This is a genomic window from Streptomyces sp. NPDC101152 (genome assembly GCF_044768275.1).
GTDB lineage: Bacteria > Actinomycetota > Actinomycetes > Streptomycetales > Streptomycetaceae > Streptomyces.
Genome location: NZ_JBIWPO010000014.1, coordinates 176,039 through 189,912, shown reverse-complemented (window position 1 = coordinate 189,912; position 13,874 = coordinate 176,039). Strand labels below are relative to the sequence as shown.

Below are 13,874 nucleotides of genomic sequence, written 5' to 3'. Positions count from 1 at the left end.
GGGCCCCGGCCCGCGGGGGGGGGGGGGGCCGGGGGGGGGGGGGGGGCTCGGGGGGGGGCGCCCGCGGGTTGGGGGGGGGGGGGGGGCACGAGCCGGGTGACACCACGCTTCCGGACTCCGCTGGAGATGGTGTGGGCGGGCTAGTAGGGGCGGGGCGCCGCGTGGGGGCGCGGCCCCCGGCAGCGGGGCTCACCTCGAGTAACGCATCAGCGCGCGCACCATGTGGCACGTCGTGTCCGACGGCGGATGCACCCCGATCTGCTCCGCCGTGCTGCGGATCGTCTCGTTGCGGGCCTGGTTCGGTACGTACACGCCCGAGTCGAGCAGGGCGATGGCGAGCCGCATCGCCTTCAGGCGGCGGTTGTGCGTGACGTACCACTCGCGGGGCCGGCCCGGCGGCAACGGGCGCTTCTCCACGGGTTCGTACGGCAGGTCGAGCAGGACGGGGTGCTTCACGGTGGACTGGGTCGGCTTGGGCTTCGGCTTCAGTGCGGCAGCGGGCACAGGCATCCTCCTGTCGCGGTCGGGGCGTCCATCTGGGCCTCTCGACGACCCCGGCACCACCCTCGAACACTTCTTCTAGTGTACCGCCCGCCACTGACAAAAGGCCCTGGCCACAAGGGCTTTCGGCACTCCCCTCGCGTACCGTTGACCCCATGGAGATCTGGATCAACCCGGCCTGTTCCAAGTGCCGCGGCGCCATCAGCCTGCTCGACGCCGAGGGCGCCGAGTACACCGTCCGCCGCTACCTGGAGGACACACCGAGCGAGGAGGAGATCAGGGACGTACTCGACCGCCTCGGACTCGAACCGTGGGACATCACCCGCACCCAGGAGGCGGACGCGAAGGAGCTGGGCCTCAAGGAGTGGGCGCGGGACGCGAGTTCACGGGACCGGTGGATCACGGCACTCGCCGGGCATCCCAAACTGATCCAGCGCCCGATCATCACGGCGGACGACGGCACGGCGGTGGTGGGCCGCTCGGAGGAAGCCGTCCGCGAGGCGCTGTCGCGCGGCTGACCAACCCCGGTGTGACGCAGGTTACTTCAGCGACTCGTGTAACCGCTGAGTAACCTCGTTCGGTATCTCGTACATAACGGCGTACGCTCCCCTACCTCTTCAGGAGGCGCGCATGTCGCGTAGGAGAACTGTCAGTACGAAGAAGAAGCTCGCGTTGCTCGTGACCGCGGCGGCGGTGGCGGGCGGTGGGGCCTTCGCGATGGCGTCGACCTCGAACGCCGCGCAGAGCCCGCCCTCGGCGAAGACCCTGTCGGCGGCGAACTCCACGGTCTGTCAGGGGCTCGCCACCGCGCTCGGCAACAACCAGAGGTTCATCGCCGGGCAGCAGGCGAACCCGGACGCGCAGTCCGCGGCCCGGATCGCCAACCGCCAGGCGGTCATCGCGCAGATCAAGGTCCAGCAGCAGGCGTCGGGGTGCACGGTTGGGGAGTCGGCTCAGGGCTCCCAGGCCGCGCAGCCCGCGCAGCCCGCGCAGCAGCAGACCGCGCAGCCCGCGCAGACGGCTCCCGCGGGAAACGCGAACTCCGGGGCGGGCGCCAACTCCGGGGCGGGCGCGAACACCGGTGGCGCCGCCGCCTCCGGCTCCGCCCAGCAGGTCTGCAAGGGCTCCACGGTGACCCTCTCCGGTGAGGCCGGGGCACCTGCCGCGTCCAGCAACCAGTTCCCGGCGGGGACGACGCTCAAGGTCACCAACCTCGACAACAACAAGTCCACGACGGTCAAGGTGACGTCCGTGTCCGGCAGTTGCGTACTGCTCAACAACGCGGCCTTCGAGCAGGTCCGGCAGCCCGGCAAGTTCCTGATCCGGCGCGCGCTGATCGAGAAGGTAGGGTGAGGCTCAGAGGCTCAAGAACTCCGTGAGGCGGCGCCCGAGTCCGGCGGGTGCGGACTGCGGCAGCATGTGATGCGAGACCTGGGGGAGGACCATGGTCTCGACATGCGGCAGCAGCGCGTCCGCCGGCTCCGCCACCTTGTACGTGTCCAGTGTCCTGCTGTTCCCGGCCAGGAACAGCAGGACCGGCATGTCCAGCCCGCGCAGGTCGTCCGGCGCCGGGCGCGGACCGGTCACCGGCTTCGACACGGAGGGGAAGCCGGCGGCCGCCTCCTGGAGGCGGAGCCAGTCGGGGTCGAGCGGCGCTCCCCCGCTCTCCCACTCCAGGAGCGCCCGGGCGCCGCGCGGCGTGGGCCGCAGCAGCGGCGCGTGCAGCAGGATTCGCGCTGACGGACGCCTCGCGCGCGGGTGAGGAGATGACGGCCGGGCGCCTCGGGACCGCGCTCAGGCTGAACTCGGCGGGGACCACGGCGCTGGTGGACCGGCTGGAAGGCGCGGGGCTCGTGCGGCGGGTGCGGGCGGCGGACGACCCGCGCAAGGTGCTGGTCGAGGCGGACGAGCGGGCGGTCGCGCTCGGCTGGGAGCATTTCGGGCCGCTGATCCGGCGTGTGGTGGACCTTCTGCGCGTGTACGACGAGCGGGAGCCGGCCGCGATCAGGGGGTTCCTGGAGGGGGTCCGGGAGGCGGCAGCCGGCGAGGACTGAGCGGCTGGGCGGTCTCACACCGTGAATCGCGCCACACCACCGCCAGGTAACACGGGGTTCACAGTCGAGCAATCGACGGGAAATCGCCCGTTGACAAGCTCGCGGGCATCCACCGCGGCGCCCCAGTGCCGCAGCGCCGCAGCACCCGCAAGTGCGTAGACACATCCCGAAGGAAGTGGCCCGTGACCTTCAAGGCTGAGTACATCTGGATCGACGGCACCCAGCCGACCGCCAAGCTCCGTTCCAAGACGAAGATCATCGAGGGCGAGCCCGCCGGTCTGGACGCGCTGCCGATCTGGGGCTTCGACGGGTCCTCCACCAGCCAGGCCGAGGGTCACGCCTCGGACCGTGTCCTCAAGCCGGTCTTCACCTGCCCGGACCCGATCCGCGGCGGGAACGACGTCCTCGTCCTGTCCGAGGTCCTCAACATCGACTTCACGCCGCACGAGTCCAACACCCGGGCCGCGCTGACCGAGGTCGCCGAGAAGTTCGCCGCGCAGGAGCCGATCTTCGGCATCGAGCAGGAGTACACCTTCTTCCAGGACGGCTACCCGCTCGGCTTCCCCAAGGGCGGCTTCCCGGCCCCGCAGGGCGGCTACTACTGCGGTGTCGGCGCGGACGAGATCTTCGGCCGTGACGTCGTCGAGGCGCACCTGGACAACTGCCTGAAGGCGGGCCTGGGCATCTCCGGCATCAACGCCGAGGTCATGCCCGGACAGTGGGAGTTCCAGGTCGGCCCGCTGGCCCCGCTCGAGGTCGCCGACCAGCTCTGGATCGCCCGCTGGCTGCTCTACCGCACCGCCGAGGACTTCGGCGTCTCCGCGACGCTGGACCCGAAGCCGGTGAAGGGCGACTGGAACGGCGCCGGCGCGCACACCAACTTCTCCACCAAGGCGATGCGCGAGTCCTACGACGCGATCATCACCGCCGCCGAGTCGCTGGGCGAGGGCTCCAAGCCGCTCGACCACGTCAAGAACTACGGCGCCGGCATCGACGACCGCCTCACCGGTCTGCACGAGACCGCCCCGTGGAACGAGTACTCCTACGGCGTCTCCAACCGCGGCGCCTCGGTCCGTATCCCGTGGCAGGTCGAGAAGGACGGCAAGGGCTACATCGAGGACCGCCGCCCGAACGCCAACGTCGACCCGTACGTCGTGACGCGCCTGCTCGTCGACACCTGCTGCTCCGCCCTGGAGAAGGCCGGCCAGGTCTGATCCGCTCCGGCTCCGCCGAGGGGGCGTCCACCGTCACGGTGGGCGCCCCCTCGCGCTGCCGCCGACGGACCGGGGCGGAGGGGCCGTTACGTCAACTTCACGCCAAGGAAGCGTCCAAGCAGTGAGAGGAGACTCCTCGTGGGAGCCGTCGTCTGCTTCAATGGGCCCATGGCCAGCTTCCAGAATCACACCGCGACGGGTCGCCACGACCTCGAGCCGTTCTGGCCTTCCCGTCAGCACCACGACTTCGACCGGGTGTGTTGCCGCGCGACGAACGCGCAGGCCCTCTAAAGCCGCAACCCCGGCCTTCGGCCCGCGCGACACGACGTACGTCCCCTCGACGAACCTCTCGCGCGAAAGAGCTGACCTCTCATGGCGATCATGCGTTCCCTGCCCACCGCAGCACTCCCCGCCCCCTCCCCCAGTGGTTCCCGGCACCGTCTGCGTGCCGTCGACCGGGACGAGGTGATCGACGTGTCGGAGTTCCTGCCGCCGGGCGCCACCTGGCTGCCCGCGCCCCAGCACACCCTGCCCACCCTGCCCGGGCAGCCGCCGATGGTGGGCTATCTCGTCCTCATCCCCGCCGACCGGCCGCACCTCGCCCCGGCGCAGCCCGCCGAGCCCCTCGGCGTCGCGGCGGGCGACGACCCGCTCGTCCGGATCGACCCCGTGCAGCGCACCGCCTCGGTGGACGGACAGCAACTCGACCTCACCTACCTGGAGTTCGAGCTCCTCGCCCACCTCGTCGCGCACCCGGACCGGGTGCACACCCGCGACCAGTTGGTCACCACGGTGTGGGGCTACGGGCACGTGGGTGACGGCCGTACAGTCGACGTCCACATCGCCCGTCTGCGCCGCAAGCTGGGCGCCGAGCACCGGAACACGATCCAGACGGTACGGCGCGTCGGCTACAAGTACACGCCGCCGACCGGCCGTTGATCCGGCTGATCCGCTGATCTGCTGACGGCAGAGCGCGGTTCCGTCCCGCCCGCGGGCCGGGCACAGTCACCGGTATGAGACTTCTGGTGCTGGGTGGTACGGAGTTCGCGGGACGGGCCGTCGTCGAGGCGGCCCTCGGGCGTGGCTGGGAGGTGACGGTCCTCAACCGGGGGCGGCACCCGGCGCCGGCCGGGGTGCGGGCGCTGCGCGGCGACCGCACCGCGCCCGGCGGGCTCGCCGCCCTCGCGGAGGGCACCTGGGACGTCGTCGTCGACACCTGGTCGGCGGCGCCCCGGGTCGTGCACGAGTCGGCGCGACTGCTGCGGGACCGCGCCGGGCGGTACGTGTACGTGTCGACCCGCTCGGTGTACTCCTGGCCCGCTCCGGCCGGACACGACGAGAGCGCCGCCCTGGTCGAGGGTGCCGAGCCCGACGCCGACAGCACCGACTACGCGCGCGACAAGCGGGGCGCGGAGATCGCCGCCGTCGAGGCGTTCGGGGCGGACCGTTCCGTGCTCGTCCGGGCCGGCCTGATCCTCGGTCCGTACGAGAACATCGGGCGGCTGCCGTGGTGGCTGGGGCGGATCGCGCGGGGCGGGCCGGTGCTGGCCCCCGGGCCGCGGGAGCTGCCGCTGCAGTACGTGGACGTGCGGGACATGGCCGAGTGGATCCTCGGGGCGGCCGAGCGGGAGCTGAGCGGGCCGTACAACATGACGAGCCCTCAGGGGCACGCGACCATGGGTGAGTTGCTGGAGACGTGCGTGCGGGTGACGGGGACTGGGGCCGAACTCCGGTGGACGGACCCGAAGGTGATCCTCGACGCCGGGATCGAGCCGTGGACGCAGTTGCCGGTGTGGGTGCCGCCGGGCGGGGACATGCATGACTTCCTGCATGCCGGGGATGTGTCACGGGCGGTGGGGACGGGGCTCGTCTGTCGGCCTGTCTCGGAGACCGTCGCCGACACGTGGGGTTGGCTCCAGGGGATCGGGGGGACTGCGCCGCAGCGGGTTGACAGGCCGCCGGTTGGATTGGATCCGGTGGTGGAGGCGAAGGTGTTGGGTGGGTAGTTCTTTGTCTGCCGGCCGGTGGGGGCTGGTCGCGCCCACGCGGCGGAGCCGCATGTCGATACAGCCCCGCGCCCCTAAAGAAGACGGCGTCATCCGCCCCGGGGTGTATCTGGGACCACCCCATGAGCGGGGGCTCGGCCCCGTGACCCCGGCGTTCTGCCCGGCGAGACTGCTGCCATGGACACCAACACGAGAAGTGGCTCTCTTCCTGCGAGGGCCCGGGGCGTCGCGCTCGCAGCGGGGCGGGGGTTCGTGCTGGCTCTGGTGAGTCTGCCGGGGGCGGTGCTGTGGTTCACGCTCTCGTTGCTGTCGCTCTCGCTCGTCCCGATCGGGATCGGGCTGCTCACGACGCCGTGGGTGCTGGGCCGGGTCAGAGCGTTCGCGGACTGGCGGCGGGTGGTGGCCGCCGAGTGGAGCGGGGTGCGGATCCCGTCGGCGTACCGGCCGGTCCCCGAGGGCAAGCCGTGGACCCGGACGTACGCGCTGCTGCGTGACCCGGCGGTGTGGCGGGATCTGCGGTGGCTGCAGGTGGACATGAGCGCGGGGTACGTCACCGCACTGCTGCCGGCGGTGCTGTTCTTCTATCCGCTGGAGGGGATCGCCGCCGCGGCCGGACTGTGGCGGCCCCTGTCCCGGTGGGGCGGGTACTGGTACGGCTTCGTCCATGTCACCGACCAGGCCTCGGCGTTCGGGGCCGGTGCACTGGCCCTCGCTCTTCTCGCGCTCACTCCCCTCGCACCGCGTCTGCTGACCGTCCACTTCAAGCTCACCCGGGCCGTACTCGGCGCCAGTCAGCGGGAGTTGGCCGAGCGGGTGCGGGTGCTCACCGAGACGCGGCGGGACGCCGTGGACAGCTCGGCGGCCGAACTGCGGCGGATCGAGCGGGACCTGCACGACGGGGCGCAGGCGCGGCTGGTGGCGATGGGCATGGACCTGGGCACCATCGAGACGCTCCTCGACAAGGATCCCGCGCGGGCGAGGCAGTTGCTCGCGCAGGCCCGGCAGTCGTCCGTGGACGCGCTGGCCGAGCTGCGTGAGCTGGTGCGCGGCATCCATCCGCCGGTGCTCGCCGAACGCGGACTGGGGGACGCCGTGAGGGCGTTGGCGCTGCGGTCGCCGATTCCCGCGGAGGTGACCGTCGAGTTGGGCGGGCGTGCGGAGGCGCCGGTGGAGGCGGCCGCCTACTTCGCCGTCAGCGAGGTGCTGACCAACGCGGTCAAGCACTCCGGGGCGGACCGGATCTGGGTCGACCTGCACCACGAGGACGGGCGACTGCGGGTGAGCGTCACCGACAACGGCAAGGGCGGTGCGGTGATCGGGGCCGGTTCGGGGCTGGCCGGGGTCGAGCGGCGGCTGGGTACATTCGACGGCGTCCTGGCCGTCAGCAGCCCCGCCGGCGGTCCCACCATGGTCACCATGGAGATCCCTTGCGCGTTGTCCTAGCCGAAGACCTCTTCCTGCTGCGCGACGGACTGGTGCGCCTGCTCGAGGCCCACGACTGCGAGATCGCTGCAGCCGTCGAGTCCGGCCCCGAGCTCGCCCGCGCGCTGGCCGAGCTGGAGCCGGACGTCGCCGTGGTCGACGTACGCCTGCCGCCCACGCACACCGACGAGGGCCTGCAGTGCGCGCTGCGGGCCCGCCGCGAGCGGCCCGGGCTTCCGGTGCTGGTGCTCTCGCAGCACGTGGAGCAGCTGTACGCGCGGGAGTTGCTCGCCGACGGCAGCGGCGGGGTGGGGTACCTGCTCAAGGACCGGGTGTTCGACGCGGAGCAGTTCGTGGACGCCGTACGGCGGGTCGCGGCGGGTGGTACGGCGATGGATCCGCAGGTGATCCAGCAGTTGCTGTCCCGGCGGGCCGCCGCCGACCGGCCGCTGGCCCGGCTGACGCCGCGGGAGCGGGAGGTGCTGGAGCTGATGGCGCAGGGCCGGTCGAACGCGGCGATCGCGGGGCAGCTGGTGGTGACAGAACGGGCGATCGCCAAGCACACCTCCAACATCTTCGCCAAACTGGACCTGGAGGTGTCGGACGACGACAATCGTCGCGTTCTGGCGGTCCTGGCGTATCTGGACCAGGACCGGTGAGCGGCCCCTGATTTTCCGTAACTTCTGCTGCTCAGGGGGCGGTTGGGTCCCCAAGGACTGGTAAACCTCTGATTTGTTTGTGGGGTGGCTGAACACCCCCGGGGCGGCGCCCGTATCCATGGACGCCGCTTCACTCCTGTCGGGCGCCTCGATGCCCCGCCAAGCCCGCAAGGAAGTCAGAGGAGTTCCATGGGACGCAACAATCGGAAACGCCGTACGCCACTGGCCACCAAGGCCATAGCCGCATCGGCGGTGCTAGCGCTCGGTGGGGGCGGGCTGATCTGGGCGAACTTCTACGCCTCGGCCAACGAGTCGAACAACTCGGGGCAGAACCAGACCAAGGCCGCCGCCGCCGGACAGGTGGCGACCATCGCCTGCCCTGACGTCGGCCAGAAGCTGACGAACGTGCCGGCCAAGGCCCAGCAGGGCGTGGCCACGGAGTTGGCCAACCTCGACAAGCAGATCACCGAGGCCTACACCCGGCTCGCCTCCACGCGCCAGGCGCAGACGCAGGACGCCAGCTTCGTGCAGAACGCGATCGTGGGCCCCCTCAAGGACAAGCGGGCGGCCACCCTCGACCGGATCCGCATCGACATCCAGCGCGTGGGCGGCCAGGTCGACGCGGCCGGGCTGCAGGGCCTCGCCGCCTGCACCACGCAGAACGCCAACCAGACCACCGCCGGCCAGGGCAACAACAACGGCCAGAACAACAACGGTGGCCAGAACAACAACGGTGGCAAGAACAACGGCGGTCAGCAGAACAACGGCGGTCAGCAGCAGGGCAACGGGCAGGGCGCCGGGCAGAACAACGGCGGTCAGGCCGGCGACGGTCCGTCCGCGGCGGACTTCGTCGACATCACCAAGGTCCAGCCGAACGTCCCCGCGAAACCGCAGAAGAACGGCAACGCCTCGAACGGCACCTTCACCACCAGGTGCGGGGTGAACGCCAACCAGAACCACAACAGCGACAACGTCATCGTCGCGCCCGGCGTGAGCAACGGTGCCCACCACGTGCACGACTACGTGGGCAACCAGAAGGTCAACGCGTTCTCCAACAACAACACCTTCCTGGCGGGCGGCACCAGCTGCCAGAACAAGAACGACCTGTCGGCGTACTACTGGCCGGTGATCCGTCTGCAGAACGGCACGCAGGAGAAGGACGCGAACGCGAACGGCGGCGGCAAGGACCTCAACGTCGGCAAGATCCTGGTGGCCCAGCAGGCGCAGATCACCTACGTCGGCAGCCCGACCAGCAAGGTCGTCGCGATGCCGCAGTTCCTGCGGATCATCACCGGTGACGCCAAGGCCTTCGTCAACGGCCCGGCCAACGCCAACGCCCACTGGAGCTGCACCGGCTTCGAGAACAAGGTGCAGCTGACGGACAAGTACCCGATCTGCCCGCAGGGCAGCAGCGTGGTGCGCACGTTCGCCTTCCAGAGCTGCTGGGACGGCAAGAACATCGACAGCGCCAACCACCGTACGCACGTGGCCTTCGCCGACGCGGCCGGCAACTGCGCCAACGGTTTCAAGGCGATCCCGCAGCTGACGATGCGCCTGGTGTACAACGTCCCGCAGCCGGTCATCCAGAACGGTCAGGTGAAGAACGCCTACGCGGTGGACGGCTTCCCGGAGGAGCTGCACAAGCCGATCACCGACCACGACGACTTCATCAGCGTCACGACCGGCGGTCTGGCCAACAAGATCGCCAACTGCATCAACTCCGGACAGCGGTGCCAGTGACACACTGAACCGGTGACCAACTGAAGAAGGCCGGTGGCGGGAGATCCCGCCACCGGCCTTCTGGTGTGTCCGGAAGAGATCAGCCGCTGTGCCCGCTGTGGTTGGTGCCGGTCTCCTCCTCGCCGCCCAGCGTGGGCTGCAGCGCCTTGACCACCTTGTCCGTGCCCACGGCGACCCACTTGCGGCCGACGAGGTAGAAACCCCCGTAGTCCTTCGCGTCGTTGATCCACTCGCGCTGGCCGCGGTCGGTGGCGAAGGTGGCGAAGACGTACTTGCCGTCGGAGGTGGTGCAGATCGCCTGGCGGACCTCGTCGGAGTCGATCTGCATGTCCGGCTTGCACTTCACCTTGGCGGCCAGGCTCTCCAGACTGCCGGTGGCGGTGACCGGCACCTTGGCGGCCGCGTCGCTCTCGCCGGATCCACAGCCCGCCAGCGCCAGCACGGCCGCGGCACCGGCCACGGCGAGCATCGGTCGGGTCAACCTCATCAGTTCCTCCGGTCGCGTTGCCAACCAGGCCCCGAGGGCCCGTCCCCTTCGATACGGCTGTGGGGCACGGGGCGCTCAATTCCGGTGAGGGGCAGGGTACTGGTGTGCGAAGCTCGGTCCGTGAATCGGGACTGGGAAGATCGTGTGACGGCCGCATGGGCCACCTTCGACGACTACGCGGAGGACGAGGCGGGTGACTTCCGGGCGGTGATCGACGCGCTCGTCGCCGAGTTGCCGGAGGGCAGCCCGCTGGGGCTCTTCGAGCAGGCCTGTGCGTGGGACTCCACCGGCCACTCGGACAAGGCCGTGCCGCTGTACCGGGAGGCGCTGGCGCTCGGGTTGAGCGAGGTCAGCGGCTACAAGGGACGGCGGGCCAAGATCCAGTTGTCGAGCTCGCTGCGCAACACCGGGCAGCCCGAGGAGGGCGTCAAGCTGCTGACGCCCGAACTGGACGCTCCCTCCGACGAGTTGGACGACGCGGTACGGGCCTGTCTGGCGCTGTGCCTGTCCAGCCTCGGCCGCGACCGGGAGGGCCTCTCGCTCGTCCTCGGCGCGCTGGCCCCCCATCTGCCACGCTACCAGCGGTCGATGGCCAACTACGCCCGGCTGCTGGTGGAACCGGAGGAGCCCGGGGAGTGAGTCGCCCGGGTGGCGGTGACCATTCAACGATTCGCTCGTTCTGCTGAACGTGCAGTCACAGGATGTCGCCCCGCTCCCCGCATCGTCCTCCGCCGACCCGGTCGTCGACGTCGAGCAGGCCGAGGCCGCGCTGGTCGAGCACTACCCGCGGCTGGTCCGGCTCGCGTACCTGGTGCTGCCGCCCAGCCTCGGGCGCAACCGGCGCGTGGTGACCGCGCACGCGCTCGTGCAACGCGCCCTGCCCAAGGGCCGTGCCCCGGCACCGGTGATCCCGGCCCAGTCGACGGGCCGGGACGGCGACCTCGGGTACGCCTTCGTCCGCCTCCAGGTGCTGCGTACGGCGCTGGAGGCGGGCGTCCCGCTCCGGCTCACGGCCTGGCCCAGGCGCTCCCAGCTCCCGCCGCTGCTCCCCCAGGTGTGGGGTCTGCGCCTGTTCCCCCGCTCGGGCGGCGCCGACGAACTCGCCCTGGACCAGAGGCTGTCGGCCCTGTCCGGCCCCGGCCGCGCCGTCTATGTCCTGCGGGGTCTTGAGGAACTGTCCGACGGCGAGGTGCGCAGGGTCCTCGCTGCGGCCGGTTGCGCGGACGTGGACGAGGCGCTGAACGAGGCCGACGAGGTCCCGTCGGCGCACTACCGGCTCCTCGACTCATCGGAGTTCGACCCCTGCTCGCTGCAGGCACGGCCCACCGATCTGATGCGGCGCCGGCAGCACACCCGGGCCGCGCTCGCCGCCGCGGCGGCCGTCGCCGTGTGCGGGGCACTGCTCGCCCTGCCCGGCGACGGCTGGGGACCGGACGGCGCCGCCGCCCCCGCCTACGCGCAGAACCCGGCCGCCGAGGCCGCCCTCGACCCGGCCAAGCTCGTCCGGATCGCCCCCACCGTCTGGGAGGCCTCCGCGCGCACCGACTTCTCCGTGTGGCCGGCCCGCGGCGACCTCACCGGGGACCAGGGCCTGCTGCGCCGCGCCCTCGCCGTGTGGGCACGCCCCGGCGAGAGCGTCCAGGTCTCCGCGACGCCCGGCACCCCGTCGGGCGGCCCGGCGGGACCGCCGCAGCTCCTGTACGCCGGGAACGTCGACAGCGCGCGTGTGGTCGTCCTCTACGACGGGCTGCGCATCGCGCGGTACGCCGAGCCGAAGGACGGCACCAAGGGCGCCGCCCTCGACTTCGCGCGGGTCGACGGCGCCGACCGGACCGCGGCGAGCGCCCTGGTGCTGGACCGGGCCGACGGCAACGTCCGCTATCTGACGGCGCCGTGGGTGACCGGGGCCGCCGAGCGGGACCTGCTCAAGAAGGGCGCCGGCGCCATGGACCTCGGCCTCACCGCGGGCGTCACCTCGCCGCTGGCCGGCGCCGCCCAGCGGACCGGGACCTGCACCTCGTGGAACGTGCTGCAGCTGACCGACGGCACGGGCAGGCATCTGCTGACCGACCTCGGCGAGCTGGTCCCGGCCCGCCTCACCACCGGCCGGCCCGGCGCGACCCATGAGGCCTCCGGCGCGGCGGGGCAGCGGGCCTGGGCGCCGTACGCCTGCTCGCTGGCCGCGATGCGGTCGTCGGGGGTGCGCGCCGTCAACCTGTGGGAGTACGCCGCGCAGTCGCTGCCGGAGGCGAGCGGTACGGCGGACTGGGTGTGCACGCGGGCCGAGACCTGGAGCGGCGGCGGCACGCGCGTGCTGGCGCAGTTCCGTACGCCGGGCGGGACGTACGGGGCGGTCGCGGCGAAGGGCGAGAACGCTACGGCGTGCGGTGCGAAGGACCCGCATGTGCTGGCCGGGGTGCTGTGGAAGTCGGCGGCGGGGCACTGGTACCTGCTCGCGGCGGGGAGTCCGGGGACGTCGTCGATCGCGGCGACGGGAGGCAGCAGCGCCTCGGCCCGGGGCAGTCTGCTGGCGGCGCGGGCGTCGCAGGGGGCGCAGGCCGACCTGAAGGGCACTCTGGACGACGGGCGGGTGATCAGCGGACTCCGCTGATCCGTCGGCGGGCGTGCGGTGACCATCTCGTGCCGGACTTGTGAACACGCGTGCTCGGTCCGGTCCGTTCGGGGGCCTGATCCGATCGGTAAGGTGTTCGTATGACTACCGGGGTACGCCGCAGAATGGGAGTCGAAGAGCGGCGGCAGCAGTTGATCGGCGTCGCCCTCGAACTGTTCAGCCAGCGCTCTCCCGACGACGTCTCCATCGACGAGATAGCAGCCGCCGCGGGGATCTCCCGGCCGCTGGTCTACCACTACTTCCCCGGCAAACTCAGCTTGTACGAGGCCGCGTTGAAGCGTGCGGCGGAGGATCTGGCGGGCCGGTTCGCGGAGCCGCAGCAGGGTCCGCTGGGGGCCCGGCTGCTGCGCGCGATGCACCGGTTCTTCGACTTCGTCGACGAACACGGGCCCGGCTTCTCGGCGTTGATGCGCGGCGGCCCGGCGGTCGGCTCGTCGGCCACGAACGCGCTCATCGACTCCGTACGGCAGGCCGCGTACGACCAGATCCTGCTGCACCTGGGTGTGGAGGACCCGCCCGCGCGGCTGGAACTGGTGGTCCGTTCGTGGATCTCGCTCGCCGAGTCGACGGCGTTGATCTGGCTGGACGGACGGCGCATCCCGCGCGGCGAGCTGGAGGCGCAGCTCGTGCACGACTTCGCGGCGCTGGCCGCCGTGAGCGCCGCCTATGACGACGAGATGGGCGCGCTGGTGCGCAAGATGGTCAAGGACGAGCCGGCCGACGGGCCCTTCGCGGACCTGGTCGCCCGGCTGCTCGCCCTGGCGTCCTGAGGGTCAGCGCTCGACCTTGCGGTAGGAGGCGTCGAGGTCGCGGACCTCGGCGGAGGCGTGCAGGGTGGCGTGGCCGTCGTCCTCGATGTGCTTCTTCAGCAGCTCCAGCACGGCCTCGGTCAGACGCGCCTTGGTCTCGTCGGTGCGGCCGGCCAGCAGCCCGATGGTGACGTGCACGATCGCGTGGTCCAGCTCGCCGGGGTCCTCGTAGCCGAACGCGGTGACCTGGGAGGCGCGGAACTGCGTCTCGCAGGCCTCTGGCTTGGCGGCCGCGATCTCCACGAGCGCGTGGTGCAGGTCCAGCGCGAAGCCCTCCCGGTCGAAGGAGATCGCTTGCGAGTGGTCGACGGTGATCTGCGGCATGGCACTCCTGTTCTGGGGCGACGGTG

14 protein-coding genes and 2 pseudogenes are annotated in these 13,874 nt (G+C 71.3%); 12 read left to right on the top strand and 4 right to left on the bottom strand.

The features are described 5' to 3' along the window. Positions 1–189: 189 nt before the first annotated feature. The gene (locus tag ACIRVK_RS20790; RefSeq protein WP_404249050.1) at positions 190–504 is read right to left on the bottom strand and encodes a hypothetical protein; all 315 of its coding nucleotides are present in this window, start codon (positions 502–504) and stop codon (positions 190–192) included. 152 nt (positions 505–656) lie between these two features. Between ACIRVK_RS20790 and ACIRVK_RS20785 the strand changes: the two genes are divergently transcribed. Together ACIRVK_RS20785 and ACIRVK_RS20780 are read left to right on the top strand one after the other, a co-directional pair. Then, on the top strand, positions 657–1,019 hold the full coding sequence (locus tag ACIRVK_RS20785) for an arsenate reductase family protein (protein WP_404249048.1): 363 nt from the start codon (positions 657–659) through the stop codon (positions 1,017–1,019). A gap of 112 nt (positions 1,020–1,131) precedes the next feature. Beyond that, entirely contained in the window at positions 1,132–1,854 is a 723-nt protein-coding gene (locus tag ACIRVK_RS20780; protein ID WP_404249046.1) for a hypothetical protein, read from the top strand. A gap of 3 nt (positions 1,855–1,857) precedes the next feature. Here the strand turns inward: ACIRVK_RS20780 and ACIRVK_RS20775 are convergent. Then, positions 1,858–2,229 (bottom strand): annotated as a pseudogene (locus ACIRVK_RS20775) (alpha/beta hydrolase); the annotation flags it as partial. Between the two features lie 5 nt (positions 2,230–2,234). On the opposite strand from ACIRVK_RS20775, the pseudogene ACIRVK_RS20770 reads away from it, so the two are divergent. From ACIRVK_RS20770 to ACIRVK_RS20740, 7 genes and pseudogenes are all read left to right on the top strand, one after another. Continuing rightward, positions 2,235–2,555, top strand: a pseudogene (locus tag ACIRVK_RS20770) (MarR family winged helix-turn-helix transcriptional regulator); the annotation flags it as partial. A 182-nt stretch (positions 2,556–2,737) separates the two neighbouring features. After that, on the top strand, positions 2,738–3,769 hold the full coding sequence (gene glnII, locus ACIRVK_RS20765; RefSeq protein ID WP_404249044.1) for a glutamine synthetase: 1,032 nt from the start codon (positions 2,738–2,740) through the stop codon (positions 3,767–3,769). A gap of 372 nt (positions 3,770–4,141) precedes the next feature. Further along, a complete protein-coding gene (locus ACIRVK_RS20760; protein ID WP_404249042.1) occupies positions 4,142–4,708 on the top strand; it encodes a winged helix-turn-helix domain-containing protein in 567 nt (188 codons plus the stop codon). Positions 4,709–4,782: 74 nt separating this feature from the next. Next, positions 4,783–5,775, top strand: coding sequence for an SDR family oxidoreductase (locus ACIRVK_RS20755; RefSeq protein WP_404249040.1), 993 nt, complete (start codon positions 4,783–4,785; stop codon positions 5,773–5,775). 177 nt (positions 5,776–5,952) lie between these two features. After that, complete coding sequence (locus ACIRVK_RS20750) at positions 5,953–7,218, top strand: histidine kinase (RefSeq protein ID WP_404249038.1); 1,266 nt, start codon at positions 5,953–5,955, stop codon at positions 7,216–7,218. After that, positions 7,203–7,856 carry a LuxR C-terminal-related transcriptional regulator gene (locus ACIRVK_RS20745; protein ID WP_404249036.1) on the top strand — a complete coding sequence of 218 codons (654 nt, stop codon included), beginning with the start codon at positions 7,203–7,205 and terminating at the stop codon, positions 7,854–7,856. Before ACIRVK_RS20750 ends, ACIRVK_RS20745 begins: the two co-directional genes overlap by 16 nt. A gap of 189 nt (positions 7,857–8,045) precedes the next feature. Further along, entirely contained in the window at positions 8,046–9,596 is a 1,551-nt protein-coding gene (locus tag ACIRVK_RS20740) for a DUF1996 domain-containing protein (protein ID WP_404249034.1), read from the top strand. Between the two features lie 79 nt (positions 9,597–9,675). On the opposite strand, the gene ACIRVK_RS20735 is transcribed toward ACIRVK_RS20740, so the two are convergent. Further along, on the bottom strand, positions 9,676–10,083 hold the full coding sequence (locus tag ACIRVK_RS20735; RefSeq protein ID WP_404249032.1) for a hypothetical protein: 408 nt from the start codon (positions 10,081–10,083) through the stop codon (positions 9,676–9,678). A gap of 102 nt (positions 10,084–10,185) precedes the next feature. Between ACIRVK_RS20735 and ACIRVK_RS20730 the strand changes: the two genes are divergently transcribed. The 3 genes from ACIRVK_RS20730 to ACIRVK_RS20720 all read left to right on the top strand — a co-directional run bounded on the left by ACIRVK_RS20730 (position 10,186) and on the right by ACIRVK_RS20720 (position 13,485). Beyond that, on the top strand, positions 10,186–10,722 hold the full coding sequence (locus tag ACIRVK_RS20730) for a tetratricopeptide repeat protein (protein WP_404249030.1): 537 nt from the start codon (positions 10,186–10,188) through the stop codon (positions 10,720–10,722). Between the two features lie 49 nt (positions 10,723–10,771). Continuing rightward, positions 10,772–12,694: a hypothetical protein gene (locus tag ACIRVK_RS20725; RefSeq protein WP_404249028.1), complete on the top strand. Its 1,923-nt coding sequence runs from the start codon at positions 10,772–10,774 to the stop codon at positions 12,692–12,694. Positions 12,695–12,795: 101 nt separating this feature from the next. Then, positions 12,796–13,485, top strand: a complete 690-nt coding sequence (locus tag ACIRVK_RS20720) for a TetR/AcrR family transcriptional regulator (RefSeq protein WP_404249026.1) — start codon at positions 12,796–12,798, stop codon at positions 13,483–13,485. 3 nt (positions 13,486–13,488) lie between these two features. On the opposite strand, the gene ACIRVK_RS20715 is transcribed toward ACIRVK_RS20720, so the two are convergent. Next, positions 13,489–13,848 (bottom strand): 5-carboxymethyl-2-hydroxymuconate Delta-isomerase, encoded by a 360-nt coding sequence (locus ACIRVK_RS20715; RefSeq protein ID WP_404249024.1) that lies wholly within the window; start codon positions 13,846–13,848, stop codon positions 13,489–13,491. Positions 13,849–13,874 lie beyond the last annotated feature (26 nt).

Bases quoted from the DNA above. Each gene is read 5' to 3' on its own strand.
- ACIRVK_RS20760 (WP_404249042.1), top strand. From the start codon at position 4,142: ATGGCGATCATGCGTTCCCTGCCCACCGCAGCACTCCCCGCCCCCTCC.
- ACIRVK_RS20720 (WP_404249026.1), top strand. From the start codon at position 12,796: ATGACTACCGGGGTACGCCGCAGAATGGGAGTCGAAGAGCGGCGGCAG.
- ACIRVK_RS20735 (WP_404249032.1), bottom strand. From the start codon at position 10,083: ATGAGGTTGACCCGACCGATGCTCGCCGTGGCCGGTGCCGCGGCCGTG.
- ACIRVK_RS20780 (WP_404249046.1), top strand. From the start codon at position 1,132: ATGTCGCGTAGGAGAACTGTCAGTACGAAGAAGAAGCTCGCGTTGCTC.
- ACIRVK_RS20785 (WP_404249048.1), top strand. From the start codon at position 657: ATGGAGATCTGGATCAACCCGGCCTGTTCCAAGTGCCGCGGCGCCATC.
- ACIRVK_RS20755 (WP_404249040.1), top strand. From the start codon at position 4,783: ATGAGACTTCTGGTGCTGGGTGGTACGGAGTTCGCGGGACGGGCCGTC.
- ACIRVK_RS20750 (WP_404249038.1), top strand. From the start codon at position 5,953: ATGGACACCAACACGAGAAGTGGCTCTCTTCCTGCGAGGGCCCGGGGC.
- ACIRVK_RS20740 (WP_404249034.1), top strand. From the start codon at position 8,046: ATGGGACGCAACAATCGGAAACGCCGTACGCCACTGGCCACCAAGGCC.
- ACIRVK_RS20715 (WP_404249024.1), bottom strand. From the start codon at position 13,848: ATGCCGCAGATCACCGTCGACCACTCGCAAGCGATCTCCTTCGACCGG.